This is a genomic window from Cellulophaga tyrosinoxydans (assembly GCF_900176415.1).
Lineage (GTDB): Bacteria > Bacteroidota > Bacteroidia > Flavobacteriales > Flavobacteriaceae > Cellulophaga > Cellulophaga tyrosinoxydans.
Genome location: NZ_FWXO01000005.1, coordinates 111549 through 136876, shown reverse-complemented (window position 1 = coordinate 136876; position 25328 = coordinate 111549). Strand labels below are relative to the sequence as shown.

Here is a 25328-nt window from a genome sequence, read left to right as displayed (position 1 = left end):
TAAATTAATTAACAAATACGAACCACTCGTAAATTTAAAATATTTCCTAACTTCTCTATTTTATTAGCAATATGTCCAACACCAATTGCACAATGATGCGATGGTCCTTGTTTAGACCATTCGTTCATAAAAGCGCGTGCGCCTATTGAAAAACGGTAACGACTATTGGTGTTTCCTATGTATAAAACAGGGCCTTCTACAGATTCACCCTCTGCGACTAATAAAAACACATCATCTTTTCCTTCTACTACTGATAATAAGGTTACAGGGCCATGTTTTACCGTCATTTGAATGGATAATCCTTTTCCTGGTTTTCCATGATAAACAGGTAATGGTACCAATTGTACATTACCTTCTGCTATGGCAAAATGCGCGGGTCCATCATGACCGAGCATAACAATATCATCATTAAAATCCATGGCATAAAATTCTGAAAACGAACCTCCAACTCCAAAAGCATCCATTATTTTCATGGCTTGGGCATTCTTTATTTCATACTCTCCTGCGACAGGTACATTTTTACCTGTTAATAGTGTATTTCCTACGATTACAGAGGTTACAATATTTTCATATTCGTTAGCCGTTTCACCTTCATAATAATAGGCTAAAGATCCTAAATCGTGATGTTCTACTAATTTATCTAAGGCTATTGATGTTTTTGCGGCACGAACCAATTCTTCTTCTTCACAGGCTTCAAGTACTTCAAACGTCCTTCTAAATTCATTTAATTTTTCATCAACCTCAACTTGTGTAACAGCATCCCTATATTTTTTTACTTCGCACATCTCCAGAATTTCTATGTGTGTTCCAAAGGCTGAGGACTGTTTGGTTAAATCAGAATACACATCCAACATTCCTGAATAATAATGACCTAAAACACCTAGTCTGTTATTTTGCATTATGGAAGCAACTTTTGTGGCATCAATCCAATCTTGAATATCATCCCAAACAACTTGCTCTCCTAAATATCCGGTTACAAATTCATAATCAATTCCTGCACGATTAAATACATTGGCAAATTCCGGCACAGAACAGGCTTGACAATGCGCCAACCATTCTCCTGTCATTTTACCTCTATCACCTAATGCATTAAAGCTTTCGTAATCTATAGCGGCGACTGGTTGTATGTTTAATATGATTATTGGGCATTTTACCTTTTGTACTACAGGTAATACTGTTGATGACAAGGCATACGTTGAGATGTATAAAAACAGGATATCTACGTCTTCTTTTTTTAGTACCTCCGCTTTCTCTCTAGCAACTACAGGAGAATCTACCAAACCAACATTTACAACCTCAACACCAAAACTTTCCATCTTATCTGCAATTTGGCTTTGATAACCTTGTAAACGTTCTAGCAGTCCTTCAAATTGAGGCCAATAGGTGTCTAATCCTATTCCAAATAATCCGACTTTTATCATTATTTTATTTATTTTACTTTAGATTTAACCTAGTTCTTAACTTCACTTTTAACTCTTTCACTAATTCTGGGTATTCTTCAGCGATATTCTTAGTTTCCTTTTCTGTTGTTGTGTGATTATATAATTCTACAAATCCATCCTGATGTAATGTCATTCTATGCGTTGAAGTTCTGATGGTTGAAGCATTATTTTTATAGGATATAGCATAGTGACCTTTAGCATTCGGGTCTATTAATATTTCTTTTAGAGACGTACCATGAGCATACTCCGGGATTTCAATTTCTGCTAAATCACATAACGTCGGAAAAATATCGACTGTTTCTACAATAGCATCTGTATTCGCCCCTTCATTTTTCATTCCTGGGTAATGAATTATTAAAGGTGCATGCAACGATTCCTCAAACAAACTATGTTTTCCCCAAATCGCATGTTCTCCTAGATGCCAACCATGGTCTCCCCAAAGTACAACAATAGTGTTTTTATCTGCTCCTGTTTTTTTTAATGCTGCAAGAATTTTGCCTACTTGGGCATCTGCATAACTCACACATGCAGCATAATGACGACGCACATCATCAGCAAAGTCCGCATCTTTATTAGGGTTTTTACCCCAACGGTTGTATCCCATAAACTCACCAGAGCCGTGCCATGTTGTTCTTCCTTTCGGTTTTTGAGAGTGTTTTATTTCAGGAAGATCAACACCATCATACCTATCATAATATGTTTTTGGTGCACCGAAAGGTAGGTGTGGTTTAATAATTCCAACAGCAAGAAAAAACGGTTTTTCTTTATTACGGGCAAGTGCTCCTAGTTGTTTGACAGCTTCATCTGTAATTGCTCCATCTGGATAACTATTGTCTTCGCCTTCTACTGTCTGAAAAACAGCCATATCAGCTGATTTCACTCGAATCTGGCCATTAGCCAACCCATGCATCATTCCTCGTGGGTGTTCCCATTCCGCAACTGGCATCAAATGCTTATCCCACGCATTGGGCATCTCTACTTTTATGCTATCATTCCAATTTTTTCCACCTCTCCCCCCAGGGTGATGTGATACTTTTCCAACCGAAACTGTTGTATAGCCATATGTTCTGAACCACTCTGGGATACTTTTATCTACTTTTTGAGTGCCTTGCTTTATTATATTTGCTCTACTAAAAAGTGCATTGTTTCCAGCTGGCCCATACTGCCCTGTTAATAAAGTATATCGAGATGGACCACAACTTGGTGAGTTTACAAAATGTTTTTGGAATTTAATTCCTTTTTCCGCTAAAGCATCTATATTAGGTGAGCTAATATATTCTGCTCCAAAACTCTTTAACTCTGGACGAAGGTCATCTACACAAATTAGCAGCACATTTGGCTTTTGAACAATTTGTTGTTTTTGACAATTCGTCAAAAGGATAAAAAATAACATTACAAAAAAAATAAGATCTATTTTTTTAACTATCATTATTATGTTTTTTATCGTTTTCAACAGTCTTTTTAAAATTTATATTTATGTTAAACTTCTATATATAATTCACTTACTTTTTTTAAACGATTGGTATCTATTTCTAGTCCAAAACCTGGTGCTGATTTAAAGGAATAATATCCATTAGATTCCTTTTTTGTAGCTGAGCTTTGCAAACAATCTAAATACGTTTTAGAATCTTCTTTTTTCTCAATCGCTTCTACCCAAGTAGCGCCAACGCCTATAGCTATTTGTTGCCAAGCAGAACAAGCTGGACCTACCAAACTATCATCGCCTATCATTACTTTTGCACCTATATCTTGTACTTTATGCGCTAATTTTGCTGTGTGGGTTAAACCTCCCATCGTAGATGGATGCAAATTATAAATACGTCCCATTCCTTTTTGCATAATGTTGATACCTTTCCAAGCAGGTCGCATAGGTGCATCTGGAATTAAAGTTAAATCTCCCACCATTTCTTGCAACTCTATCCATTGCTGCGTGTTTAAATGCGCTGGATCTTCAATAGCATTTAGTCCATTAGCTTTAAAACGATCTAAAATTCCTTTTAATTCGTCTAAAGATTTCCACTTTTTATAGCCTTTATTTACATCTGAAATTACTACAGCATCATCGCCTAAAACATCTCTGATGGTTTTTAGTAACTTCATATCTACGTTTTCATCACCATACATTTTAAATTTCATATGATGTGCAAGATTCTGTTCGATACTTTTTTCGGCTTCTTCTCTAACTTTTTTCTCGTCCTTATCTAAAATACAATACAATCCCGGAACCGGATTTGTACCTGTTAAACCTAATAGTTCAACAGAAGATTTATTTTGCAATCGGCCTGATACATCCAAAAGACCCATATCTAAAGACTCTAACATTTTTAACGAGCGTTTAGAACCTAGCACCTGTTCTGACGCCAATAATTTTTGAGCTTCACCTAGTGTTAAACCTTTAAATTGCTTTAAATAATCAACCCAAGCCGTTGGTTTAAAGTCAGGATTGTTTTTTGATGCTGGTGTTTCTGTCCAACCATAAAAATCTCCTGAAGAAATCTTAATAAATAAATGCTGACGATTATGCCAAGTTCCCCAAGAAAAATAGCGTGGGATATTAATATCGTATCTAAACAATTCGATTTTTGTGATCTTTTCGTTTAGATATTCTCTTCCGTTTTGGTTGACGCAAGATGATAACAAAGGATATGTGACCCCTAGAATACCAAGTGCAGACATACTTTTTATAAAATCGCGTCTATTCGTTTTCATTTATAACCAATTAAAAATTTTGATTTCTTTAATGGATGGTGCTTCTTTAGCATCAACAATAAAAATTCTAAATTTTGTAGATGCAATCGAATCAAATTGATGGGTTTTATTTTCACCACAAGAACTTCCAGATAATATATCTTTCCACGCGCCGTTTTCCCAATATTGAAATTTGTAAGACCTTATGTTGTTTTCATATTCATCAATAATGACTTGATTAAAGGTTTGCGGTTTCACCCATTCTACTTCTAAATATTGATTTTTAGTTTCAGTAGCTAACCAACGTGTGTCACTATCGCCATCATTAACTCTAAAGGCTTCAAAAACAGGTAATTTTTCATCTTGAATAAATAGTGTTGAACTATTCATTCTACCTAATTTCGCAAGGTTATTTAAATCATGTAAAGATTCTGGAAATTGTGTTACAGGTAATTCGTCTACTTTAAAATCATAAACACCTGATGCTAAGTCAAAAATTATATAATTCCCAACAGCATTGCTTTTCTCTGTTCCTATAAAGGCAATACCTTCAGCATTTTCAGCTAACACACCCCTTTCTTGAATACCCTCTTTACGTGTTGCTGGTAGATAAACTTTAGCGGTTGTATTTATTGGAATTTCAACATGAAAGGTCCCGCCTCTACCTTCTTTTTTCCAGTTAACTACCACCTTTCCATACGTAGATTCGTACTCGGTATTTGCAAACCTTAAATCGCCAACAGGAGCTGGTTTAATCATCATATGTTGCATACCCAATTGTTCAGGATTTGGACGAATACCACCAAAACCTTTGATAAAATAGCCTCCAATACCAGTGTAACACGTATGTATCTGACTGTTGCCAATGGCGGACCAACGTTCTGGCCATGTTGTATGTCCTTGTTCTAAAAAGTAGCCGTAACTTGGGTGGTATTTGTCTCTCAACAACTCATAAATTAAATCCATACGCTCACCAGATTCTATAAAATAGCGTGTGTACAAAGCTTGCCCTGAACTCCCAGTATCGTAATACGGAAAATCATATAGGACATTATTAACCAATTGAGCTTCTACTTTTTGTTTTTCTGATGCTGGTGTTGCTCCTGATAATAGTGCAAAAGCTTGATCTACTTGATAACCTTTTACATATTTGCCTGTTTCTGGATTGTAAGACAGTTTGTGGGTTGCCTCTTGCTGAACTTTAAGTCTGTCTTTATAGGTTTTTGCGTCTTCGGTTTTGCCTAAAGCTGTGGCGATTTGCATCGCGTTTTCTAACATATAGGCATATAAACAGTTGTTAAAGTGTACCGCTTCAGGAGAATTACTGCTATCCCAAAAATTACCCCGTGGCGTACACCAATCTCCCAAACCTGGCATTTCTCTCATCCCGCGTTCGCCAATTTTTAAAGCGCCTCCAGTATCGTAATTAGAATGTTCATATAACCAAGTCATCCATTTTTGCATAGATTCGTAATTATCTTCCAGTACTTTTTTATCGCCTAACATGCGATAGGTTTCCCAAACCGTTAAAGGACTATTGGCTTTCCACATTAAAAACGGGCGGTCTTCTTCATTTAATACTGCTCTAGTTTGACCGTCTGGAAATTGTGCATCTCTTGTATATTGCATATATTGATCCATGTAGGCACCACTCTCAAAATTAGGTAAGGCATCGCCATACATAGCAGCAACGGTTACCTCTCCCCAACCCCGGCGTTCGCGGTGTGGACAATCTACCAAAATACCATCCATGGTATTTGCTAAGTAGGTATTTAAATTGATCTGATAAATTTGGTTTAGTTGCGCACTTGAAGATTCAAATTTGCTGATTTGTTTACGGTTATTCGTAATCACATAACCTTTAATGTCCTCTAAGTTCGGTTCATAGTTTAAACCATAAACGGTAATCCATCTTCCACCAGCAACATTAAAACGGTTTTGGAATTTCCCTTTATCAGATTTTCCAAAAATGTATTTACTCTTTTGTTTCCAGTTCATTACCACTGCTTTCTGGTCGCTAATTTCAAACAAAATAGAATCGCCATCTACGCCTTTGTACAAATCCATTTCAAAAAAACCCGTGTAATTTTCTCCCATATCAATGCGATAAGTACCATTCTCCATTTTATCAACAGCAATGGCTTTTATTTCTTTAAATCTTACTTGCGGCTCTACCATTTGAGCACTTAATTGGACGTTAATAGGGCTGTACAATTCACGTAATTCTCTATCTTTATTACTATTTAAAGCAAAACTAATGTTGTTTCCTTTGGGTATTTTTGCATTAAGCGCTTCATGATTGTAAATACTGGCATGCATCCAATTACTATCATCGTATGCTGCTGCACTCCAATCGTCTTCACGTTTTCTGTCATCAATGGTTTCTCCTCCAAAACGAAGAATGTCCCAATCGCCATAATATTCAGTATGGCTTTTTTTAGTTTTCCAAGTGGTGTCAGACTTAAGTGTAATCTGTTTTTCTCCTACTACAATTTCGGCTTGTGCTTTAAATACAAAAGGAATATTTCTGTATTCGCTAATACGTCTCCAACGGGCCCAACCTGCAGCATGCCAAATGGCTATGACATTATCGCCTTTTTTAAGTTTATCTGAAATATCATAGGTTAAATAGGCTATCCTTTTTTTCATGTAGGTTGATACAGGATTCATCACATTCTCGGTGATTTTTTCTCCATTCACATACAATTCGTGATACCCAAAAGACCCTACAAATACAAATGCCGATGTTGCATCTTTTGAAAGTGTTACATTTTTTCGATACCAGTTATGGTCAGTTTTTTTTTGGTCTTCTTTTAAAATCCAGTCGCCTTTCCAATCGGATTGTTTTAATAAACCCATTGAGAATTTCGCGTAATCACTCCAGTTTGAAGCGACACCGTCTTTATCCCAAATTTTTACTTTCCAGAAATACTGTTGCGCAGATTCTAGTTCTGCGCCTTGATAGACGTTATTTACAGATTGATTGGATTCCACTTTACCTGAATCCCAAACATCACCATTGTTGGATTCTAGTTCTTCCAAACTACTTGCCACCAAAACTTGGAACGCGGTTTGTTTTTGACCTCTAGTTTGATTATTTTCAAGCAGTTTCCAACTCAATCGTGGGCTTGTATTGTCAATTCCTAAAGGATTTGTGCGGTATTCGCAGCGTAAATTTGATACAGATACTTTAGATGCTGATGAAGCGCAACTTGCCAAGAATATAAATAACACACCTCCCAAAAAATTTAAAAAACTAAATCTTAAAACTTTACCTAACATAACTTTAATTAACTACTTTGTTCTTGAATATTTTAAATTCTGAAATAGCTGATTTTTCTTTAGCATCTAGTATTACCAATCTACATTTTGAAGCTGTAACTGTTTTAAAACTGTGTGTTTTATTTTCTCCACATGATGTTCCTTCAGCAATATCGTTCCATATACTATTATTAAAATATTGAATTTTATAACTTGAAATATTACTTCCTTTTTCTTGAATTATAATGGTATTAAAGGTTTGTGGTTTAAACCACTCTACTTCCAACCATTCGTTTGATGTTGTATTTGCCTGCCACATGGTTTCTAATTTTTCATCATTAGCTCTAAACGCTTCATAAAGTGGGAGTTTTTCAGAATCTATAACCATAGACGAGGCATTCATTCTTCCAATTAAAGCAAAATTATCTGGTTTGTTTATAGGATTTGGATAAGGTACTTTAGGCATTTCAATTACCTTAAAATTATACGTACCAGAACTCACTTGGTAAATGATATAATTACCAACCGCATCACTTTTTTCGGTACCTATGTATGCAACCCCTTTGGACTGTTCTGCCAGCGTTTCTCCTTCAAACACCGCTCTACTTTCATTAGCTGGGATATATACTTTGGCTGTTGTATTTACTGGAACTTCAATATGATAATACGCCTCTGTTTCTGATTTTTTCCAGTTTACAACAATATTTCCATACATGGATTGGTGGCTTGTATTGGCATATATTATATCACTCACGGGTGCAGGTTTTACAATAAAATCTTGCATGCCTGGTTTTTCTGGATTTGGACGAATACCCCCAAAACCTTTAATAAAATAACCCCCAATGCCCGTATAACAAGTATGTATCTGACTATTTCCAGTAGCAGACCAACGTTCTGGCCATACTGTTTTACCTTGCTCTATAAAATAGCCATAACTGGGGTGGCGCCTATCTTGGAGCAGTTCATAAATTAAATCCATACGCTCGCCGTGTTCTGTAAAATAACGCGTATAAAGTGCTTGTCCTGAACTTCCTGTATCATAATATGGGAATTTATATAATACTTGGTCAACCAGATTATCGTATACTTTTTGTTTTTCTGACGCTGGTGTAACACCTGCAAATAATGCAAAGGCTTGATTGACTTGATGCCCTTCTCCATACTTTCCTGTATTGGCATCATAACTGTTGTTGTGAGTGGCTTTTCGTTGTACTTCCAATCGTTTTTTATAAACTTCAATGTCTTCTTTTTTATTTAAAGTCTCTGCCATTTGAAGCGCATTTTCTAACATAAACGCATACACGCAATTGTTAAAATGCGCCGATTCTGGCGAGTTACTAGCCGACCAAAAATTACCTCTAGGGGTACACCAATCGCCCAAACCAGGAAACTCTAACGACCCTTGTGTACCAATTTTAAGTGCACCACCAGTGTCATAATCAGAATGCTCGTATAGCCAATGCATCCACTTTTTCATTGTAGGGTAATGATTTTCAAGGAGGATTTTATCGCCTAAAATTCTGTAGGTTTCCCAAATAGTAATTGGGCTGTTTGCCATCCACATTAAGAACTCAAAATCATCGCCATTAATAACCGCACGCATCTTTCCGTCTTCGGCTTGGGCATCTTGCATAAATTGAGCATATTGGTTCATGTACGCACCACTTTCAAAATTTGGTAAGGCATCGCCATACATAGCTGCTACAGTGACTTCTCCCCAGCCACGGCGCTCGCGATGTGGGCAGTCTACCAAAATACCATCAATAGTATTCGCTATGTAAGTATTTAAATTAATTTGGTAGATTTGATTTAAGAGGTTATTTGAACTTTCAAAATGACTAATTTGCTTTCTATCATTAGTAATTACGTACCCTTTAATATCTTTTAATTCTGGTTTATAATTGATGCCGAAAATAGTTACCCATCGTCCTCCGGCCAGATTAAATCGATTTGTAAATTGTCCCTTTCCAGTTTTATCAAAAATATATTTACTGCGTTGCTCCCAAGTTGATGTGACTTCTTTATGGTCGGCAATTTCAAAAGTAACGGTATCGCCTTCCTTTCCGTTAAACAGGTTCATTTCAAAATACCCTGAGTAGTTTTCGCCCATATCTATCACATAATGTCCGTCTTCATTTTTTTCAACACCTGTAGGTTTTATGGCTTTGTATTTTACCTGAGGCTCTACCATTTGCGCACTAAGCGTTGCCGTAATTTTACTTGTTGGTGAGTTCGCGTCTGTACTTGGTGCACGAATGGCACCTTTGTTGCCTAAGTTCATATCTGCTATTCCAACTTCTACGGCATTATTATTATCAAAAACAACGGCATTTTCCCAATGGCCATCATCATACGCAACGGCATCCCAGTTCTCTTCACGTAAGCGTTCATCTATAATTTCGCCACCAAAATCTAAAATATCCCAAGACCCAATATAGGAACTATAACTTTTTTTACACTTCCATGTTTCATTGGTTTCTAAAATTAAATTGGTTTCGCCTAGGTTAATATCTGCTTGTGCTTTAAACACAAAAGGCGCATCATAATAGTCTTTTACTCTACCCCAACGAGCCCAACCTGCCGCATGCCAGACACCTATAACATTATCGCCTTTTTGTAAAAATTCTTTGATATCATAAGTAAGATAAGGCAAACGCTTTTTCATAAACGAGGACACGGGATTCATTACAGCGTTGCTCACTTTTGTTCCATTGACATAGACTTCATGATAGCCAAATGAGGCTACATAAATAAATCCTGATTCTGGTGAGTTACTTAGCTTAAATGTTTTTCGGTACCAGTTGTGGTCTTTTTTATTTTGGTTTTTTTTATAAATCCACTCGCCTTTCCAATCTGTAGCCTGTAATAAACCCATTGAAAAATAAGCAGGCTCGCTCCAATTTGAACCCATTCCTGCAGCATCCCAAATTTTTACTTTCCAAAAATACTGTTTTGCAGACTTTAAGGAATTTCCTTGATATATAGTATTTACAGATTGATTGGTTTCAACTTTCCCAGAATTCCAAACATCTCCTTTGTCATTTTGTAGCAGTTCTAAACTACTGGCCACTATTACTTGGTAAGCCGTTTGGTTTTGACCTCTTGCGTTGCTATCGTCACTAAGTTTCCAACTTAATCTTGGGGATGTATTGTCTATACCTAATGGGTTGATACGGTATTCACATTTTAAATCTGTGATTATTACTGTGGAAGTATCCTTACAACTTAAAATGGAAAACGCACAAGCGATTATAAAAAAATACAAAAGAAACTTTAAGTATGCGGTATGGTGTAGTTGTGTTTTCATTTTATAATTGGAAATATGGTTTATGATTAATAAAATAGGTCTCCATAAACACAAAAAATAGTATTGCTTTTTTTAAGTCTTATAAAAATAGACCTAACATTATAATTCATTATCCTGCAATGTCATGTACTTGATTAAGTAAGGATGAATTCAGAGTATTCTTTTGATAAATTTCGATATTAATAATACTCTTTCCTATTAACAAATTGATATATTAGTTGCACAAAATGATATGCATTTATGTACAACAAATATCAAATTATCACAGAAAAAGATAAATCTTGGGGGTTCTATATAAATAATCTAGGACGAACTGTTATTGAAAAAAACATGAATTACCCCGCTACCAACCATCCAGATAATTATATGTTCACATGGGAAAAAGGGCGGGTTTTAGATGAATTTCATTTAGTGCTAATTACCCAAGGCGAAGGTATTTTCGAAAGCAAAGCTACTGGAGTTGTTAAAGTTGCAAATGGAGATGTATTTTTACTATTCCCAGGTGTTTGGCACAGTTATAAACCTTTAAAGACCAAAGGATGGACGGAGCGTTGGGTAGGTTTTTCTGGAACTATTGCGAAACAATTTCTAACAAATGGTTTTTTCACCCCAGCAGCTCCTATAATTTCTAAGTGCGACAAACCCTCAATATTAAACCATTTCAATACACTTTTTAAATTATTTGATGAGGAACCATTAGGTTTTCAACGTTTGGCATCTGGAATATGCATTCAACTTCTGGCTGAACTGCACACCATCAAGGACGGTGGAAATCATATTGACTCTTTAAATACTATGGTTTCTTCTGCCAAGAAAAATATGTATAGTAACATTAATAAGTCTATTGACTTAGTACAAATAGCATCAGAATTAGGTGTTAGCTATTCTAAATTCAGAATAGATTTTAAAAAACAAACAGGTGTTTCTCCGCTTCAATATTATTTACTTTTAAAAATTGAAAAATCTAAAGAATTACTATTAAACACCAACAAATCCCAAAAGGAAATAGCTTTTGGATTGGGTTTTGAATCTGATGTATACTTCAATAGATTATTTAAACGGAAAACAGGTTCAGCTCCAGGTAAGTTTAGAAACCAAAAAAACTAACTCACAACTAGTGATATTTCTAATGCTTTATTTCCTTCTTCAAAAAACACTTCTAAAGGCAAGGCTTCTACTCCAGGCACCATATTAAAGGTTCTTTTTCCTACCATTTCTTTCAAGTTTATAGGAGCACTCGCTTTAATGGTTACCGACCCTTGTGGTTTTTGAATAGTAATTTCATTGTCACTAATGACTGTTACAACTTCGCTTGAAGGCGAAACAATGGGCAACACAAAAGCAGTTTGCTCTGTAATATTTTGATTCGTTATTACACAAATCTCTGTCTTTTCAGCATTACACTTATAAGTAATATAAAAGGCAGAAGCAGTTCCTAAAACTTCTGCTCTTTCTACATTTTTAAGCTTTACATCTGCAACTAATTCCACAGTTCCATTTTTATCTTGATACGCTACTGTTGCTGGTAAATCATATAAGTTTGTGTACCACACATCGTCTTTAAAAACCTCAACTCTAGGAGTTAAACAGATATCTTTATTTGGTTGCAATTGTTGATTATATGGTTCTACCATATGATATTCTGCCATACTTGCGGTACATAAAAGCCCTACTTTGTTATGATACAACACGCCTAAAGCACCTCCTGAAGCCTGACGAAAATCGTCTTTATAATGATACTCGGCATCGTAAGCACTTACAGTACCTCTCCAATCATCTCTTGCGAATAAGTAAACATCTAAATCTTTAAAATGCGTTACACCATCTGCCGTGGTTCTAGGCAACTCCGTATTTATATTTATTTCTGGTAAATGCTCCCAATGGTCTAGTAATGCTGCTAATGGTTTGGCATGTGTAAACGTATGGTGTACACAAGGCGCAATACCAGCTTCAACAAAATGAGGTCCACCGTGAATTAAACCATCAGCTGTACATCGTTGCAATAATTCTGTGTTTTTGACAGCAGCAGTTCCAAACGCTGGATTGATGTGTGCCATCATACCAAATGCAGGTTGGCTGCCATCACAAGTTCTACTTCCCCAATAGCTCCACTTATACATTCTATTACCCCAACTATTGTCCCAAGCCCCATCTGGTAGCATAAATTCTAAATGACTATTTAAAGACTTTGTTACTATTTGCAATAACTCTTCATCGTTATTTTTCAAAGCATACATAACTATGCTGTTAAGTGTTTCTTCTACATTGTAACCTAAATCTACTCCATGAAGTCCTTTTTGGCTTAGCTTTTTAGAATCTGGTTTACACTCTCCAAATAACAACCCTTCATTAGTTGTAAAATATAGCTTTATATCTTCTGCTAATTGTTTGCTTTTTTCCTTTAAAATAGTATTATTCAATACATCTCCCAAAAGGTCTAAACCATAAATTGCTGTACCACCATAATTTATATTTGTGAATGAAATAGTAAACTCATCATAAATAAATTGTGCTGCTTTTGCTAAACGTTTAGTCCAAGCATCCCGAATTTCTTCATCTAAAACATGACCATGATAATGTAATGCTTCAGCGAGTGCAATAGCTCCAAAAACGGTAATTCCTTTCCAAGATTTAGGGTTTTTAATTACAGTCCAGGCTCCATTTTCTTGTGACACATTATTCTCGGCCCAAGTCATCACCAACTTAGCAGCCTCTGTATATTTTTGGTCACCTGTAATATCTGCCATATATAGAAATGGATACACTGCATCCATACAACGTCCGTGAATGTGCGAACAAGACGGACAACCTAATGCGCCGTGTTCTTCTAAATTTTCTGGATTATTAATTTGGACTTTTATCATCCCATCACACCAATCTTTTAATAATCCTGAAATTAAATTCTTAAATTCTAAAGAATGTTCTTGATGATTTTCACATGAGTTCAATATGCCTGCCATAGGGATTGAAAGTCCTATTCCCGCGAATGTTGATAACTGTATAAAGTTGCGTCTTTTCATTTTATATTTTTTAAAATCACAGGTCCAATAAGACCAGAGTCTTCCAGTTCTGTATCATTCTTTTTAGGAGGATTTGTTGTCCATGTTTTCTTTTGGTCTATTGGCCGCTGATTATCAAAAATAAGCTGGTTACGCCATGTATTGGTTACCTTTATTTCCAATAGATTATCACCTTTTTTGATGTAATCCGTCAAATTAAATTCAAATGGTGCTGCCCATTTAACTCCAACCTTTTTACGATTACACCATAATTCGACCATATTTGCTACCTGACCTAAATCTAGAATAGTATTTTCTTTTATTTTGCCTAATACTATATTTTTAGAGTAGGTTACCGTTCCTGAATAATGTTTTATGGCATCATCATTAAACTCTGTGAGTGATTTTAATTTTGGAATATCTATTGATTCTGGAGTATCCCATCCAGATTCAAAAGAAACTTTCCAAGCGGTTTGAAGCGAATGCTTAGCAACACTAATATTTTTAGTTAATACATTTTCATTTTGAATAAAATTATATATTCCAGATTTTGAAGCTAATATTTGGTCATTTTTCCATGCTATTTTAGGATAATCTTGAGTATTCCGAATCTTATACCACCCTATCTCAGAATTTAAAATAAGGGTATCATTATAAGTTACTTTTGTAGCAAAAGGTGTTTTATTCCCTTTAGAAAAAACAATAATTTTACTTCCACTTGGCTCAAAAGATAAAGCTACATTCGTTCTTTCATTCAACACACTCCAAATTTTAGCTTCTTGTTGTTCACCATTAAAGGCATCCCATATTTGTGGATAGACATTTTTGACTCTAAAACTTAAAGCCGCATCAATTGGTTTATCATTATTGGAGGCAATAAAATAAATATGAGCGTCTGCTGTTTCACGATGAATCCATTTAATATTTAGATCATCTGGCACTATTACGTCTTGTGCAATGTGTTCCGCTATCAAAACTTCATCAATTGAGCTTCCCCAATACACCCTTCCTTTTCCTACTTGATTTACCCCATCATTAGTATTTCCCCATAGCTCATCAGCAATTTGTGATAGTTCTTTTAAATTAGTCTCATCGTCCATTAAACTTGGAGAATCTTGAGGTTTATCTCCAACAATAACCGCCCCTGCTTCAACAAGAGCTTTTATTTTTCTAGCAGTAGACAACAACATAGCTTTAGAATTTCGTAATAAAATAACACGATAATCCCCCGCATCCTTAACCTTTATAATGCCATTCTCAACCGATAATTTAGTTTGTAATATTTCTTCATTTAAATAATCAAAACGATGTCCTTTCGGAAAATAATCCAAATCAAAAGGAGGACGTTCAAAATCATCCCCATAATACCAAAGTACATCTGCAACATACTCTCCTTGCTGCAATACATATTGATTACGCGCTAAATACTCCAACCACTCGGGCATATATTTCCACCAGGTTTGTGTTCTTACCAATGGAAAACCAATATTCCCTCCAAAACTAGAACCAGGAAAAACTTCCTTTTGTGGGGTATGCGAAAAAGTATGAAAAACCAAATGATTTACTCCTTTTGTAAAATTGTAATCTATCAAATACTTTACATCGAAAGGATGCTCATTCCATTTTACATCTAATTGTGTGCAAGCCTCAGCCGCCAAGAACTTTTTATTGTATAAATGCATTGCCGATGCTGCTGACAAGATCGGTTTTGCGTATTCGTTTTGACTTGAGGGTGCTTTTGGATACCAAAACTCAGTCATAGGGATATCACTCACACCATAATAACGCATTGGGTCTATGGGTAAAACTTCGCCTCCTGCTCCTTCTGTATACACTTCAGCACCCATTTCATGAGCTACAGTGGCAAAATGGCTGAAAAAATTTTCAACATAAACATCATCCATGGTTTGGCGTATATCACGTAAAAACTTGGTAGTAACCTCAGCACTTTCCACAATATATCCCATGGTGGCAGGTAAATATTTTCTCATGCTGTAGCCTCTACGCTGTTCAAATTCTTTGAACATATCTTCGGAATTAATCGTCCAAGTAGGAATATGACTTTCCCAACTATCAATTAGCAAACCTTGTAATTTTCCGTCACCAATTGGTCCACCATCCTTAATCATTTCACCAATCATTCCGTTTCGTAAATGATTTTCAATAGCAATTTTATCCAACTTACTAGATTCCCATCCTGTAGATTCGGGCATTGCTGGCTTGTTGGTCAGTCTCATATTTACATGGCCGAAACGTACTACTGTCCAATTTCCCTCTGGAACGTCCCATGTTAGTTTACCGTCAGAACTGAAATTATTGGTAAGATTGATTATTTTATTTGGCTGAATAATGGTGTTCTTTTCATAGTTGTATACCACCTCCTTTTCTAGTGAGCGATGTGCTTTACCAGAAATTGCTTCATGATTGTGAAGCCTTGGTTTTGATGTTAAATGAATGTATTCTGGATTTATAGTATGTGAACCTCCAAAAGTAAAAACAAACGCCGTTGCTGTAGTTTCAGGAATTGCCAATGTAAGCTGTTTTTGCCTGTCGTTCCAATTGCCATCAGGTATATTGATAACTGTAATTTCTTTTAAAGTATTATTAATCAAAGCCTCTACTTTTATTGTAACATCAACTATTGGGTATTGGGTATCCATAATAATATGGCGCAAAGCAGGAAAAACTATAGAGCGAATGGTAACTGGATTTTTAAATGTGGTTTTTACCCAGCTATTTTGCACACCTACTTTCGCAATGCCCTCATACCTGTATTGGTCCAAAGCTTTATCTAGCATGGTTGTTTTAGCTGTTACAATTATTTTTGAACTAGGATTAAATATATCTTCCCAAGGAACTATAGTATTGTTACTTTCTATTTTAAAAGGATGAAGTATTTCAGTATCATCACCCTCTGGTGTTGGAAATGCTAAAATTTGCACCTCTTTATAATCAAAATCTTCAGTTTTGTACAAGGAATCAATGGAAAGAATTTCATTAAAATTCTTCCCTCCTTTTATATGATAAACCGTTTCTACAATTTCTCGTTGTGCTTCAGCAGCAGGTACCCAAGGCCCACCAGTCATAGACCAACCAGGGCAATTTTGCATAGTAAATTTTAAGCCCAATCTTCTGCATTCATCCGCAGTATGACGCACCATTTCTTTCCATTCTGGAGACAAAACTTTTATTTGTTCAACACCAGGATAAGCTCTTCCGTTTTTACTAAACAAATGAATACCTTGTAAACCTGCATACTTAATCGCTTCTAAATCAAGCGTAATACCTTCTTTAGAAATATTATTCCCATTAAAGTGAAACCAAGTTTCGGGATGATAATTAATTGGTGGTAATTTAAAATGTTCATTTAATTGAACAAATGTTGGACTTGGATGGTGCTTATGTTCATTAATAATTTTATTGGAAATACAACTAGAAAAAATTAATAAGAGAATTACCAAAGTTCTTGAATTCTTATTTATAATTTTCATTTATTTAGATTTTTGTAATAAAAGATTTAATATGAAATAAAAAAAATTACTTATTATAAAGCAAATTAATTTTAATTCTAAAAATAGAATCTTTAGGCTTCTAAACTATCCTGCGTTGTCCTGTACAACAATAATTTTAATATAGTAAAAAAACATATTGTTTAGATTTATAAGTCTTAAATGAAATTTATAGCGAAAACTTACTTTAACAGGATACAACAGGATAACTGTTTATTAATAAATTTTTAGTTTAGATAAAAATTTGTTGCAATTTTGATATGAGAAAATTAAAAAACCCTTGCCAATTAAGACTTTTACAATTAGTAATTTTTCTAGCTTTGTACTCTTGTCAAACCGATAAAATTACTTCCGAAGAGGTCCAAGAAGAGATTATAGAAAACCCTACTACTGAAGTTGGAACTAATAAAAATAATGATGAAGATATAGGCTCTTATACAACCTGTAACCCAGATGGGGCAAATGCTACAAGAACTTGCTGTGATTTACCTAATCCAGTTAATGTTGGAACTATTGACGATCGAAGTTGTTATGCTAATTATAAAGAGAGTATAAAAGATGGTATTACATGGGGAATATATAATATAACTGACGGATCTAATAATCAAGATGCACCCAACACCTTACAGCCTAGAATAGAACGATCACTAAGTAGATCTGGAAGCACAGTTGTAGGCAGTTATGCCAAATTTACTGGAACCTTTAGAATTCTTGAAGTAGGTGATACAGCAGGGACCAATCAAGATGGTACCTACATTGCACAGGCAAAAGGAAAACATACTGGAGGTGGTGGGTCCAATGATCCTGCAATTTGCTTGTATTTAGCAAAGCCTGTTTATGGCACTGGTGCTAATACGGAAAAACAAGTTGCATTTGATATTTATGCCGAACGTATATTACAACGTGGCGGAGAAGGAAGTGGTAGAGAAATTGTTTTACTAAAACAAGTAGATAAAAATGAAGTAACGAATTTCGAATTAGAGATAGGTTTTAAAGAAGATCCTAATGATTCAACTAAAAAAATTCATTATTGTAATGCCGTGATTGGAGGAGAAGCTTTTGACTGGAATATTCCGGAGCCAGATAGAGGCTTAGAATCTGGTATTAGATATGGCGCATACCGAGTTAAAGGTGGTAGAGCTCAAATTAGATGGGCGAATACTAAATATATTAAGGTGGAAAATTAGTCCCAAAATTTTTATTTACTTCTTTAAAACAAACTAAAATTGGTGAATTTAAATCACTACTGTGATGCATAAAGAGGTTCATACTTTTCGGTATGCCAAGTATTTACGATTCAAAAAAATACTTTAGTAGTTTTAATTGTTACAATAATTAATCTGCACTATTTACAGAAATCGTAACTGAATATTAGTAATAGTACTTACATATTTTTCCATTGAACCTTACTTAATCTTATGGCGAATAGTATTTTAGCTTGTTAATTAAAAAAATATAATTCTCAAATAAAATTTGGCTCATAGTGTTTTGAATTGGAATATTTCACTAAGTGCTCTCTCCCCATCTTGTAGTAAAATTTTTAAAACTATAAGACTTGCTCACTTATTAAATTCTACTGTTTTACTTGGTACATACCCAATACGATGCGCCTGTATCTTTACTGTTGAACCTTCTGGAATTGTAATAGGATTATGGTATATTTTCCATGATTCTGATGTGTTACCATAACGAGTAATAACTTTAAAACCAATTGATGCCCCTTCCGTTTCGCAACTCACACTTACTTTTCCATTTTCAAAAGTAATGATTGGTTCCTTGGTTTTAGGTTGGGAATCTTGACCTGACCATAGTTTATTAATTAATTCATCTTCTTTAAGATTTGGATTATCTCCAATAGCGTTTAACCACCGATCCATTTCAGTGCTCAATTCATCAAGTTTGTTTTTATATGCAGGGTTATCTGCTAGATTATTTAACTCAAAAGGGTCTGCTTTACAATCAAACAACTCTTCTTTTGGTTTATGATCTCTAAACCATTGCATTTGAATATTGTTTAATTTACCTTCATCTCGAAGTTTTAACAGCTCCTGCATACTTGGTATTTTTTCTCTATAATCTATGGGTAAATAGTATCCTTGCTCTGGTCTATAGTTTCTAATATATTTGTATTGTTTATCTCTAACAGCTCTTATTGCATCGGTAAAGCCATCAAATCTGTCAGCTGCAGCATAAATATATTTTCTCACTTCAGCTTTGTATTTACCCAAAAAGGCTTGTCCTTGCATATATTCTTTTGGCGCTTCATCGATAAGAGATAATAATGTGGGTGCAAAATCAACAAAACTAATTAATTCACTATCCTTTGTTCCCGCTTTTATTTTATGTGGGAATCGAATAATCATAGGTGTGTTTAAACCAGAATCATAGATTAAACGTTTTTCTCTTGGCAATGGCCCACCATGATCACCATAAAAAACAATAATAGTGTTTTCTAATAATCCATCATCTTCTAATTGTTTTAAAACAGCACCAACTTGAAGATCCATTTCTGCAATATTATTGTACAATTTCCACATATCGCGACGCGTAACCTCAGTATCTGCTAAATATGGTGGAATGCTAAAATTTGTATTTTTATCAAGATGCTTTGGAGTTTCTTCTTCCGTCATTCTATTATTGGCATGCGATGCTCCAAAATTCTTCCATTTATAATCTTTATCCCCTGCATGATATAGTCTAGTTTCAATTTCTCTTAAGCCATAGGGTTCAAATAAACCAGATTCATGTGTGTCTGTAAAATTAAATACTGCAAAGAATGGTTGATTATCTTCTCTATTTCGCCAATGGGCATATGGACTACTTTCGTCCCATGCCGTAACAGGCGCCTTAAATTGATAATCGGTTTTATAATTATTTGTACAATAGTAGCCTTGTAAACGCATCCACTCACTTATCATTTTTACATCGGAAGGTGGAACGGCTTCGTAGGGCGGCAAACCTGTTACTTCTGTATATGAATCTGTTCGCATATGATTTGCCCCTATACTAGAAGGATACATACCCGTAGCAATAGCTGCTCTACTAGGAGCACAAACTCCAGAAGGCGAATATAAATTTGGATAAATAACACCCTCTTTTGCTATTCTACTCAAATTAGGGGTCACAATAGTTGAATCTCCAAAAGGAGGTATATATGCTCCCATATCTTCGGTAACAAGCCATAAAATATTGGGACGCTCTGGTAATTGTAGCTCTGTTACAATCTTAGCCGCTGTGCTTTTTTCTTTTTTTAAATGACAACTAGAAAAGCAACAACTAGCTAAAATTAGAATTTTAATTATTTTCATGTACAATAAATTAAATTATTTTGACTAGCACCTTAGTCTAGTAACTGTATCACCTCGCTACCTGCCATTAAAAAAGCTCCAGTGCCAAAGTTTTGCCAGCTATCTGCCGTTGCTGGTTCTGGGAAAGCTCCTATATTCTGTACCCATCCTACGCGCCCATCTTCATGCTGACATTTGGCCAAAGCATTCCAGGCTTTTTTAACTGCCGGAATGTGTTTTTTATCCACTAAACCATTATTAATTCCCCAAGCAATTGCAAAAGTGTAAAAACCACTACCACTTACTTCGCCATGGTCATAGGTTTCCGGACATAATAAACTTGTTCGCCATAAACCATCTGAAGGCTGTAATTCTAATATTCTCGTCGACATTTCTTTAAAAAGATTCTCATAAAAAGGCCGATTTTCATAATCTTTCGGCATGTCTTCTAATAGTAAGGCCAAACCAGCAATAACCCATCCATTACCACGAGACCAAAATATTTTTTTACCATTAGGCTCTTTTTGATCCTTATCTGATCCTGTCCATACAAACCTCATATCTCTTGCAAACAAACGTTCTTCCTTATCGTATAATTGGTTGTAAGTTTCCATATAAAACTTATGCATTTCCTCAAGATACTTCGGCTGATTTGTATGTTTCGCATATAAATTAAGAACAGGAGGAGCCATAAATAAGGCATCACACCACCACCATAATATAGTTTTACCCATATCACTTTTATCTGCCCCTGCTTTCCACTCATCGTTTTCAAACAAATGGGCATCTAGAAACTTTTTTGTAGGCTCTAAATCCACGAAATTTCTACGACCATCATTAATATCAATATATAAATAGCTATATGAAATTGCCACATCATCGGCGTGATGTAGCCTATCAAAAGTTTGCCAATTATTCCAATAGGCCTGATTCTTTAAGGCAGCCATATACATCATATCTTTAGTAGCTTTATGTGCCCTTGTTACTCCAGTATAATATGCTCCTTCGGTCCAATCTGTTGGGGCAATTGCAAATATTGGATGAGCCTCTTGCCACTCCAAAGCTTTAATCATTGACTTTTTAATATCAGATGTACCTGTAGTTGACTTTTCTAAGGTCTTTTGAGCAGTTGAACAGCTAAAAAAAGCTATTGTAGCTATCAATACAATAATTGATTTATTCATTTTGTTAGTTTTTTAATTTAAAAGTAGTTTCCAAATATTCCTGTGAAGAAGTTCCAATTTTCACAATGTAGTCTCCGGGTTCAAGTATTTTTTCCATTTTAAGACCCGTAAATTCTAACATTTTATGAGTGATTTTAAATTTAACAGTCCTACTTTCACCTGGAGCTAACTCTATTTTTTTAAAACCTTTAAGTTCTTTATCTGGTCGTGTTACGGAGCCAATCTTATCTTTTATATACATTTGAACTACTTCTTTGGCTTTTATATCACCTTCATTTGTGACTAAAACACTAACTTCTAATTCACTATTTGGTGTGATTTCCGTGTTAGATATTTTAATATCGGAGTATCTAAACTTAGTATAACTTAATCCATAGCCAAATGGATAAATAGGACCATCTTCTAGAAACAAATACCCTTTTTTATAATTGATTTCTTTCATACTATAATGAAAAGGTAATTGACCGATAGATCGAGGTACAGTTACAGGCAATTTTCCAGAGGGGGAAACTTCTCCAAAAATTATTCTAGCAGTGGATTGGTCTCCAAATTCACTTAAATCCCAAGTATCTAAAATAGCATCTGCTTGATCTGCTATTGTATTTATAGAGAGTGTTCTTCTATGTTTTAAAACTACAATTACAGGTTTTCCTAAGGCTTTAATTCTTTCTAATAATTCGTCTTGTGCTCCAACTGGATCAATTGTTGCTCTATCCCCAAGAGCATTATTAAAAAAGGCCTCTTTTGAAGTAAACTCATCACCCCCTAAAAATAAAATAGAAAGATCTGCTTTTTTAGCCATATTCTCCAATTTATCTAATGCCGCTCCATCACGATCGAGTAATTTTGGGGCACCTACTTTTTCATCCGTTAATTGAAATCCTTTTTCTGCCAAATACTCAATACTCTCTCCTGTAACGGATTTAAACAATTCTTGAGTATTTTCTTTTAACAATGGTCCTAGAAGAGCAACTTTTATTGACTTATTTTTAGCTAAAGGCAATACATCATTCTCGTTTTTAAGTAGAATAATAGATTCTAAATCAGATTCTTTAGCTAATTCTAATGAAGAAACTGCTCTAACGCCTTTTTTCACTTCGTCCAAATTTATATATGGATTATCAAATAATCCTAATATAAATTTAGTCCTCAATACACGTCTTACCGATCTATCAATTAACTTTTCTAGTTCAGGATTTTTCTTTACCATTTCTGGAAGATATGCGTATGAATCTTCTGCATATAAATCAATATCGATACCTGCTTCTAAGCCCATTTGAGCTGCTGCTTCTGGAGATTCTGCAACATTCATAAAATAAAATAAGCGCGCTATATCATTAGAATCTGAAACTACATAACCTTCAAAACCCCAATCATCTCTAAGTACACCTGTAAGCAATTCAGGATTGCCATGGCTTGCAACTCCATTAATATCACCGTGTGAAGCCATTATTCCTAATGTCTTAGCCTCTTTTATTGCAGCTTCAAAAGGTGGGTATATTTCATCAATTAAGGTTCTAGGTGATATTTCGATTGCGGCAAAATTAGATCCTCCTAAAACTTGTCCGTAACCTGCAAAATGTTTTGCCACTGCTCCAATATGTGTGCCATTTCCCAAACCTTCGTAATTCCCTTGAACGCCTTTAATGGCATTCGTTACCATTTGCGTTGTTAAGTAGGTGTCCTCTCCGAAAGCTTCAGACATACGTCCAAAACGAGGGTCACGTACTAGATCCGCTTCTGGAGAATGGCACATATGCATGCCTCGTAAACGAGCCTCTCTCCCTACAACATCCCATTGTCTTTGAACTAATTCTGGATTAAAAGAGGCTGCAGAAGCTATAGGACGTCCAAATTTAGTACAGCCTGCAGCATCGACACCATTATATGATTCGGTTACAAATAATGCGGGAATTCCCCAACGATTGTTTTCAATAATATACCTTTGAAGCTCATTATTTAATTTTGCTGCTGCAATTGCGTCTATATGTTCGCCAGGGTTCTTGATTCCTGCAATACCAAGTTTTAGCTTTTCAATAACTTTTTTAGATAGTTTTAAATTGCCATTTTCATCATGTTCTACACCTATATTCGCATGAAAAATTCGCATTTGTGCTACTTTTTCTTCAAGAGACAATTTTGGAAGTAAAGCCTCAACACGTTCATCTATTGATAAAGAGGCGTCTTTATAATCTTTTGTTATTGGTTGGCTGCATGCTACTAATGACATAACAAAAGCAGCAGCGGCAATTTTTAATTTTAATTTCATTTTCTAATATTAATTATATTCTATGCTCTTAATAAAATTATTTAAAACTAAATCTGTTAATTTTTAAGTCTGTTGAGATTTCCGATTTAAATACAATACAAATTGTTTGCCCATTGTATAGTGAGCTTATAGTAGTAGTTTGTGTTAAAAATTGTTTTGTCTTGTTGGCTTCAAATATTAAGGTTGCTAAGAGTTTCCCATCAGGAGAACCGTCTCTAATTTCGATTTCAGAATTAGTATCCGTTAATACTTGAAATTCCATTCGGCTCTTACTATTCAAATTTTGAATGTTAGGATATAACGCAAATGCATTTTTATCTTGAGCCTTAATGGAAAAACCTCCAATTGTATTTTCTACTTTTTGAAGACCATTTGATTTAAAATAATCCTCCGCTTCAATTGCACCACTATTCGCATCATATTGCCCTACCCCAATACCATCAACTCTTATGGTGGCCATTTCACCATTTTCTTTATAATGAATGTAACTTATGAAGGTATCTCTAAAATAGCGATTTCCTGTTTGACTAATATCACAATAGGCATAATACCATTGGTTATGCCATTCAAAAAACGAGCCGTGTCTACCTTGTAAGAACCCGTTTGGCCAAGTTGGAGCAGCATAATCTTCTGTGAAACTGGTTTCTTTAATTATAGTGTCTACATACTCATAAGGGCCGTATAAATTATTAGATATAGCGTAAAAACATCCCCATGATAAATAATACTTACCCTTATATTTATGCAGAAAAGGTTTATCATCTGTTGGCATTTGGGTGTTAGATCCATCAATATTATAAGGACCTCTTGGATTGTTTATTTTAATTTTTTTTGGCTTCTCTGCCAAACTAATCATATCATCATTAAGTTTAGCAATATAATAATCCCATACTCCAAAAATTATGTAATGATCAGTATTTTCGTTAAAAATTGCCATGTCATATTCATGAGTAGACGTTAAATTAGATTTTAATAATGGCTTACCTAATGGATCACTCCATGGGCCAACAGGAGTATCACTTACTACAACACCGGTTTGTTCATTTCCTTCTGAGAAGTACCAATAATACTTCCCATTTTTAAAGGCAACATCCGTCGCCCAGCAACTTGAAAATTCTTTACCAATATAGGTGTCGTTAGGTTTAAGTATTCCTCTTTCTGTCCAATTAACTAAATCGGGTGAAGACCAAATCCACCAATCTTCCATAATAAAATTTTTATTTTCAATTGACTTATCATGTGAGGCATAAACATAAGCCGTATCATTAAAAATATGAACATGTGGATCATTTAATCCTTTATTAGGCACAATTGGATTTTGAGCGGAAACTATAGTATTTAATATTAAAAATGATAATAATGCAATTTTAGTAATATTCATA

General features: G+C 34.9%; 13 protein-coding genes. 2 read left to right on the top strand and 11 right to left on the bottom strand.

What is annotated here, in order from left to right:
- Window positions 1–8: 8 nt before the first annotated feature.
- The 5 genes from B8963_RS13790 to B8963_RS13770 are packed head-to-tail and all read right to left on the bottom strand — an operon-like array spanning window position 9 to window position 10698.
- A complete protein-coding gene (locus B8963_RS13790) occupies window positions 9–1421 on the bottom strand; it encodes an L-fucose/L-arabinose isomerase family protein (protein ID WP_084062387.1) in 1413 nt (470 codons plus the stop codon).
- 13 nt (window positions 1422–1434) lie between these two features.
- Window positions 1435–2871: a sulfatase gene (locus tag B8963_RS13785; protein ID WP_084062386.1), complete on the bottom strand. Its 1437-nt coding sequence runs from the start codon at window positions 2869–2871 to the stop codon at window positions 1435–1437.
- 50 nt (window positions 2872–2921) lie between these two features.
- Window positions 2922–4151, bottom strand: coding sequence for a mandelate racemase/muconate lactonizing enzyme family protein (locus B8963_RS13780; protein ID WP_084062385.1), 1230 nt, complete (start codon window positions 4149–4151; stop codon window positions 2922–2924).
- Window positions 4152–7412: a family 78 glycoside hydrolase catalytic domain gene (locus B8963_RS13775; RefSeq protein ID WP_084062384.1), complete on the bottom strand. Its 3261-nt coding sequence runs from the start codon at window positions 7410–7412 to the stop codon at window positions 4152–4154.
- A gap of 4 nt (window positions 7413–7416) precedes the next feature.
- Window positions 7417–10698, bottom strand: coding sequence for a family 78 glycoside hydrolase catalytic domain (locus B8963_RS13770; RefSeq protein WP_084062383.1), 3282 nt, complete (start codon window positions 10696–10698; stop codon window positions 7417–7419).
- 240 nt (window positions 10699–10938) lie between these two features.
- On the opposite strand from B8963_RS13770, the gene B8963_RS13765 reads away from it, so the two are divergent.
- Window positions 10939–11805 carry a helix-turn-helix domain-containing protein gene (locus tag B8963_RS13765; protein WP_084062382.1) on the top strand — a complete coding sequence of 289 codons (867 nt, stop codon included), beginning with the start codon at window positions 10939–10941 and terminating at the stop codon, window positions 11803–11805.
- Here the strand turns inward: B8963_RS13765 and B8963_RS13760 are convergent.
- Together B8963_RS13760 and B8963_RS13755 are read right to left on the bottom strand one after the other, a co-directional pair.
- Entirely contained in the window at window positions 11802–13718 is a 1917-nt protein-coding gene (locus B8963_RS13760; protein WP_084062381.1) for an ulvan lysase-like protein, read from the bottom strand. The genes B8963_RS13765 and B8963_RS13760 overlap by 4 nt on opposite strands.
- Window positions 13715–17188: a glycosyl hydrolase gene (locus B8963_RS13755; RefSeq protein WP_084062380.1), complete on the bottom strand. Its 3474-nt coding sequence runs from the start codon at window positions 17186–17188 to the stop codon at window positions 13715–13717. The genes B8963_RS13760 and B8963_RS13755 overlap by 4 nt, the downstream gene beginning before the upstream one ends.
- 278 nt (window positions 17189–17466) lie before the next feature.
- On the opposite strand from B8963_RS13755, the gene B8963_RS13750 reads away from it, so the two are divergent.
- Window positions 17467–18393 (top strand): hypothetical protein, encoded by a 927-nt coding sequence (locus B8963_RS13750; protein WP_084062379.1) that lies wholly within the window; start codon window positions 17467–17469, stop codon window positions 18391–18393.
- Window positions 18394–18765: 372 nt separating this feature from the next.
- On the opposite strand, the gene B8963_RS13745 is transcribed toward B8963_RS13750, so the two are convergent.
- The 4 genes from B8963_RS13745 to B8963_RS13730 are packed head-to-tail and all read right to left on the bottom strand — an operon-like array spanning window position 18766 to window position 25327.
- Window positions 18766–20514 (bottom strand): sulfatase family protein, encoded by a 1749-nt coding sequence (locus B8963_RS13745; protein WP_084062378.1) that lies wholly within the window; start codon window positions 20512–20514, stop codon window positions 18766–18768.
- 32 nt (window positions 20515–20546) lie between these two features.
- Window positions 20547–21677 (bottom strand): glycoside hydrolase family 88/105 protein, encoded by a 1131-nt coding sequence (locus B8963_RS13740; RefSeq protein ID WP_084062377.1) that lies wholly within the window; start codon window positions 21675–21677, stop codon window positions 20547–20549.
- A 4-nt stretch (window positions 21678–21681) separates the two neighbouring features.
- Window positions 21682–23946 carry a glycoside hydrolase family 3 N-terminal domain-containing protein gene (locus tag B8963_RS13735; RefSeq protein ID WP_084062376.1) on the bottom strand — a complete coding sequence of 755 codons (2265 nt, stop codon included), beginning with the start codon at window positions 23944–23946 and terminating at the stop codon, window positions 21682–21684.
- A 37-nt stretch (window positions 23947–23983) separates the two neighbouring features.
- Window positions 23984–25327, bottom strand: coding sequence for a family 43 glycosylhydrolase (locus B8963_RS13730; RefSeq protein ID WP_084062375.1), 1344 nt, complete (start codon window positions 25325–25327; stop codon window positions 23984–23986).
- Window position 25328 lies beyond the last annotated feature (1 nt).

Coding starts and splice junctions, on each gene's coding strand:
- B8963_RS13790 (WP_084062387.1), bottom strand. CDS start 1,421: ATGATAAAAGTCGGATTATTTGGAATAGGATTAGACACCTATTGGCCT.
- B8963_RS13785 (WP_084062386.1), bottom strand. CDS start 2,871: ATGATAGTTAAAAAAATAGATCTTATTTTTTTTGTAATGTTATTTTTT.
- B8963_RS13780 (WP_084062385.1), bottom strand. CDS start 4,151: ATGAAAACGAATAGACGCGATTTTATAAAAAGTATGTCTGCACTTGGT.
- B8963_RS13775 (WP_084062384.1), bottom strand. CDS start 7,412: ATGTTAGGTAAAGTTTTAAGATTTAGTTTTTTAAATTTTTTGGGAGGT.
- B8963_RS13770 (WP_084062383.1), bottom strand. CDS start 10,698: ATGAAAACACAACTACACCATACCGCATACTTAAAGTTTCTTTTGTAT.
- B8963_RS13765 (WP_084062382.1), top strand. CDS start 10,939: ATGTACAACAAATATCAAATTATCACAGAAAAAGATAAATCTTGGGGG.
- B8963_RS13760 (WP_084062381.1), bottom strand. CDS start 13,718: ATGAAAAGACGCAACTTTATACAGTTATCAACATTCGCGGGAATAGGA.
- B8963_RS13755 (WP_084062380.1), bottom strand. CDS start 17,188: ATGAAAATTATAAATAAGAATTCAAGAACTTTGGTAATTCTCTTATTA.
- B8963_RS13750 (WP_084062379.1), top strand. CDS start 17,467: ATGAGAAAATTAAAAAACCCTTGCCAATTAAGACTTTTACAATTAGTA.
- B8963_RS13745 (WP_084062378.1), bottom strand. CDS start 20,514: ATGAAAATAATTAAAATTCTAATTTTAGCTAGTTGTTGCTTTTCTAGT.
- B8963_RS13740 (WP_084062377.1), bottom strand. CDS start 21,677: ATGAATAAATCAATTATTGTATTGATAGCTACAATAGCTTTTTTTAGC.
- B8963_RS13735 (WP_084062376.1), bottom strand. CDS start 23,946: ATGAAATTAAAATTAAAAATTGCCGCTGCTGCTTTTGTTATGTCATTA.
- B8963_RS13730 (WP_084062375.1), bottom strand. CDS start 25,327: ATGAATATTACTAAAATTGCATTATTATCATTTTTAATATTAAATACT.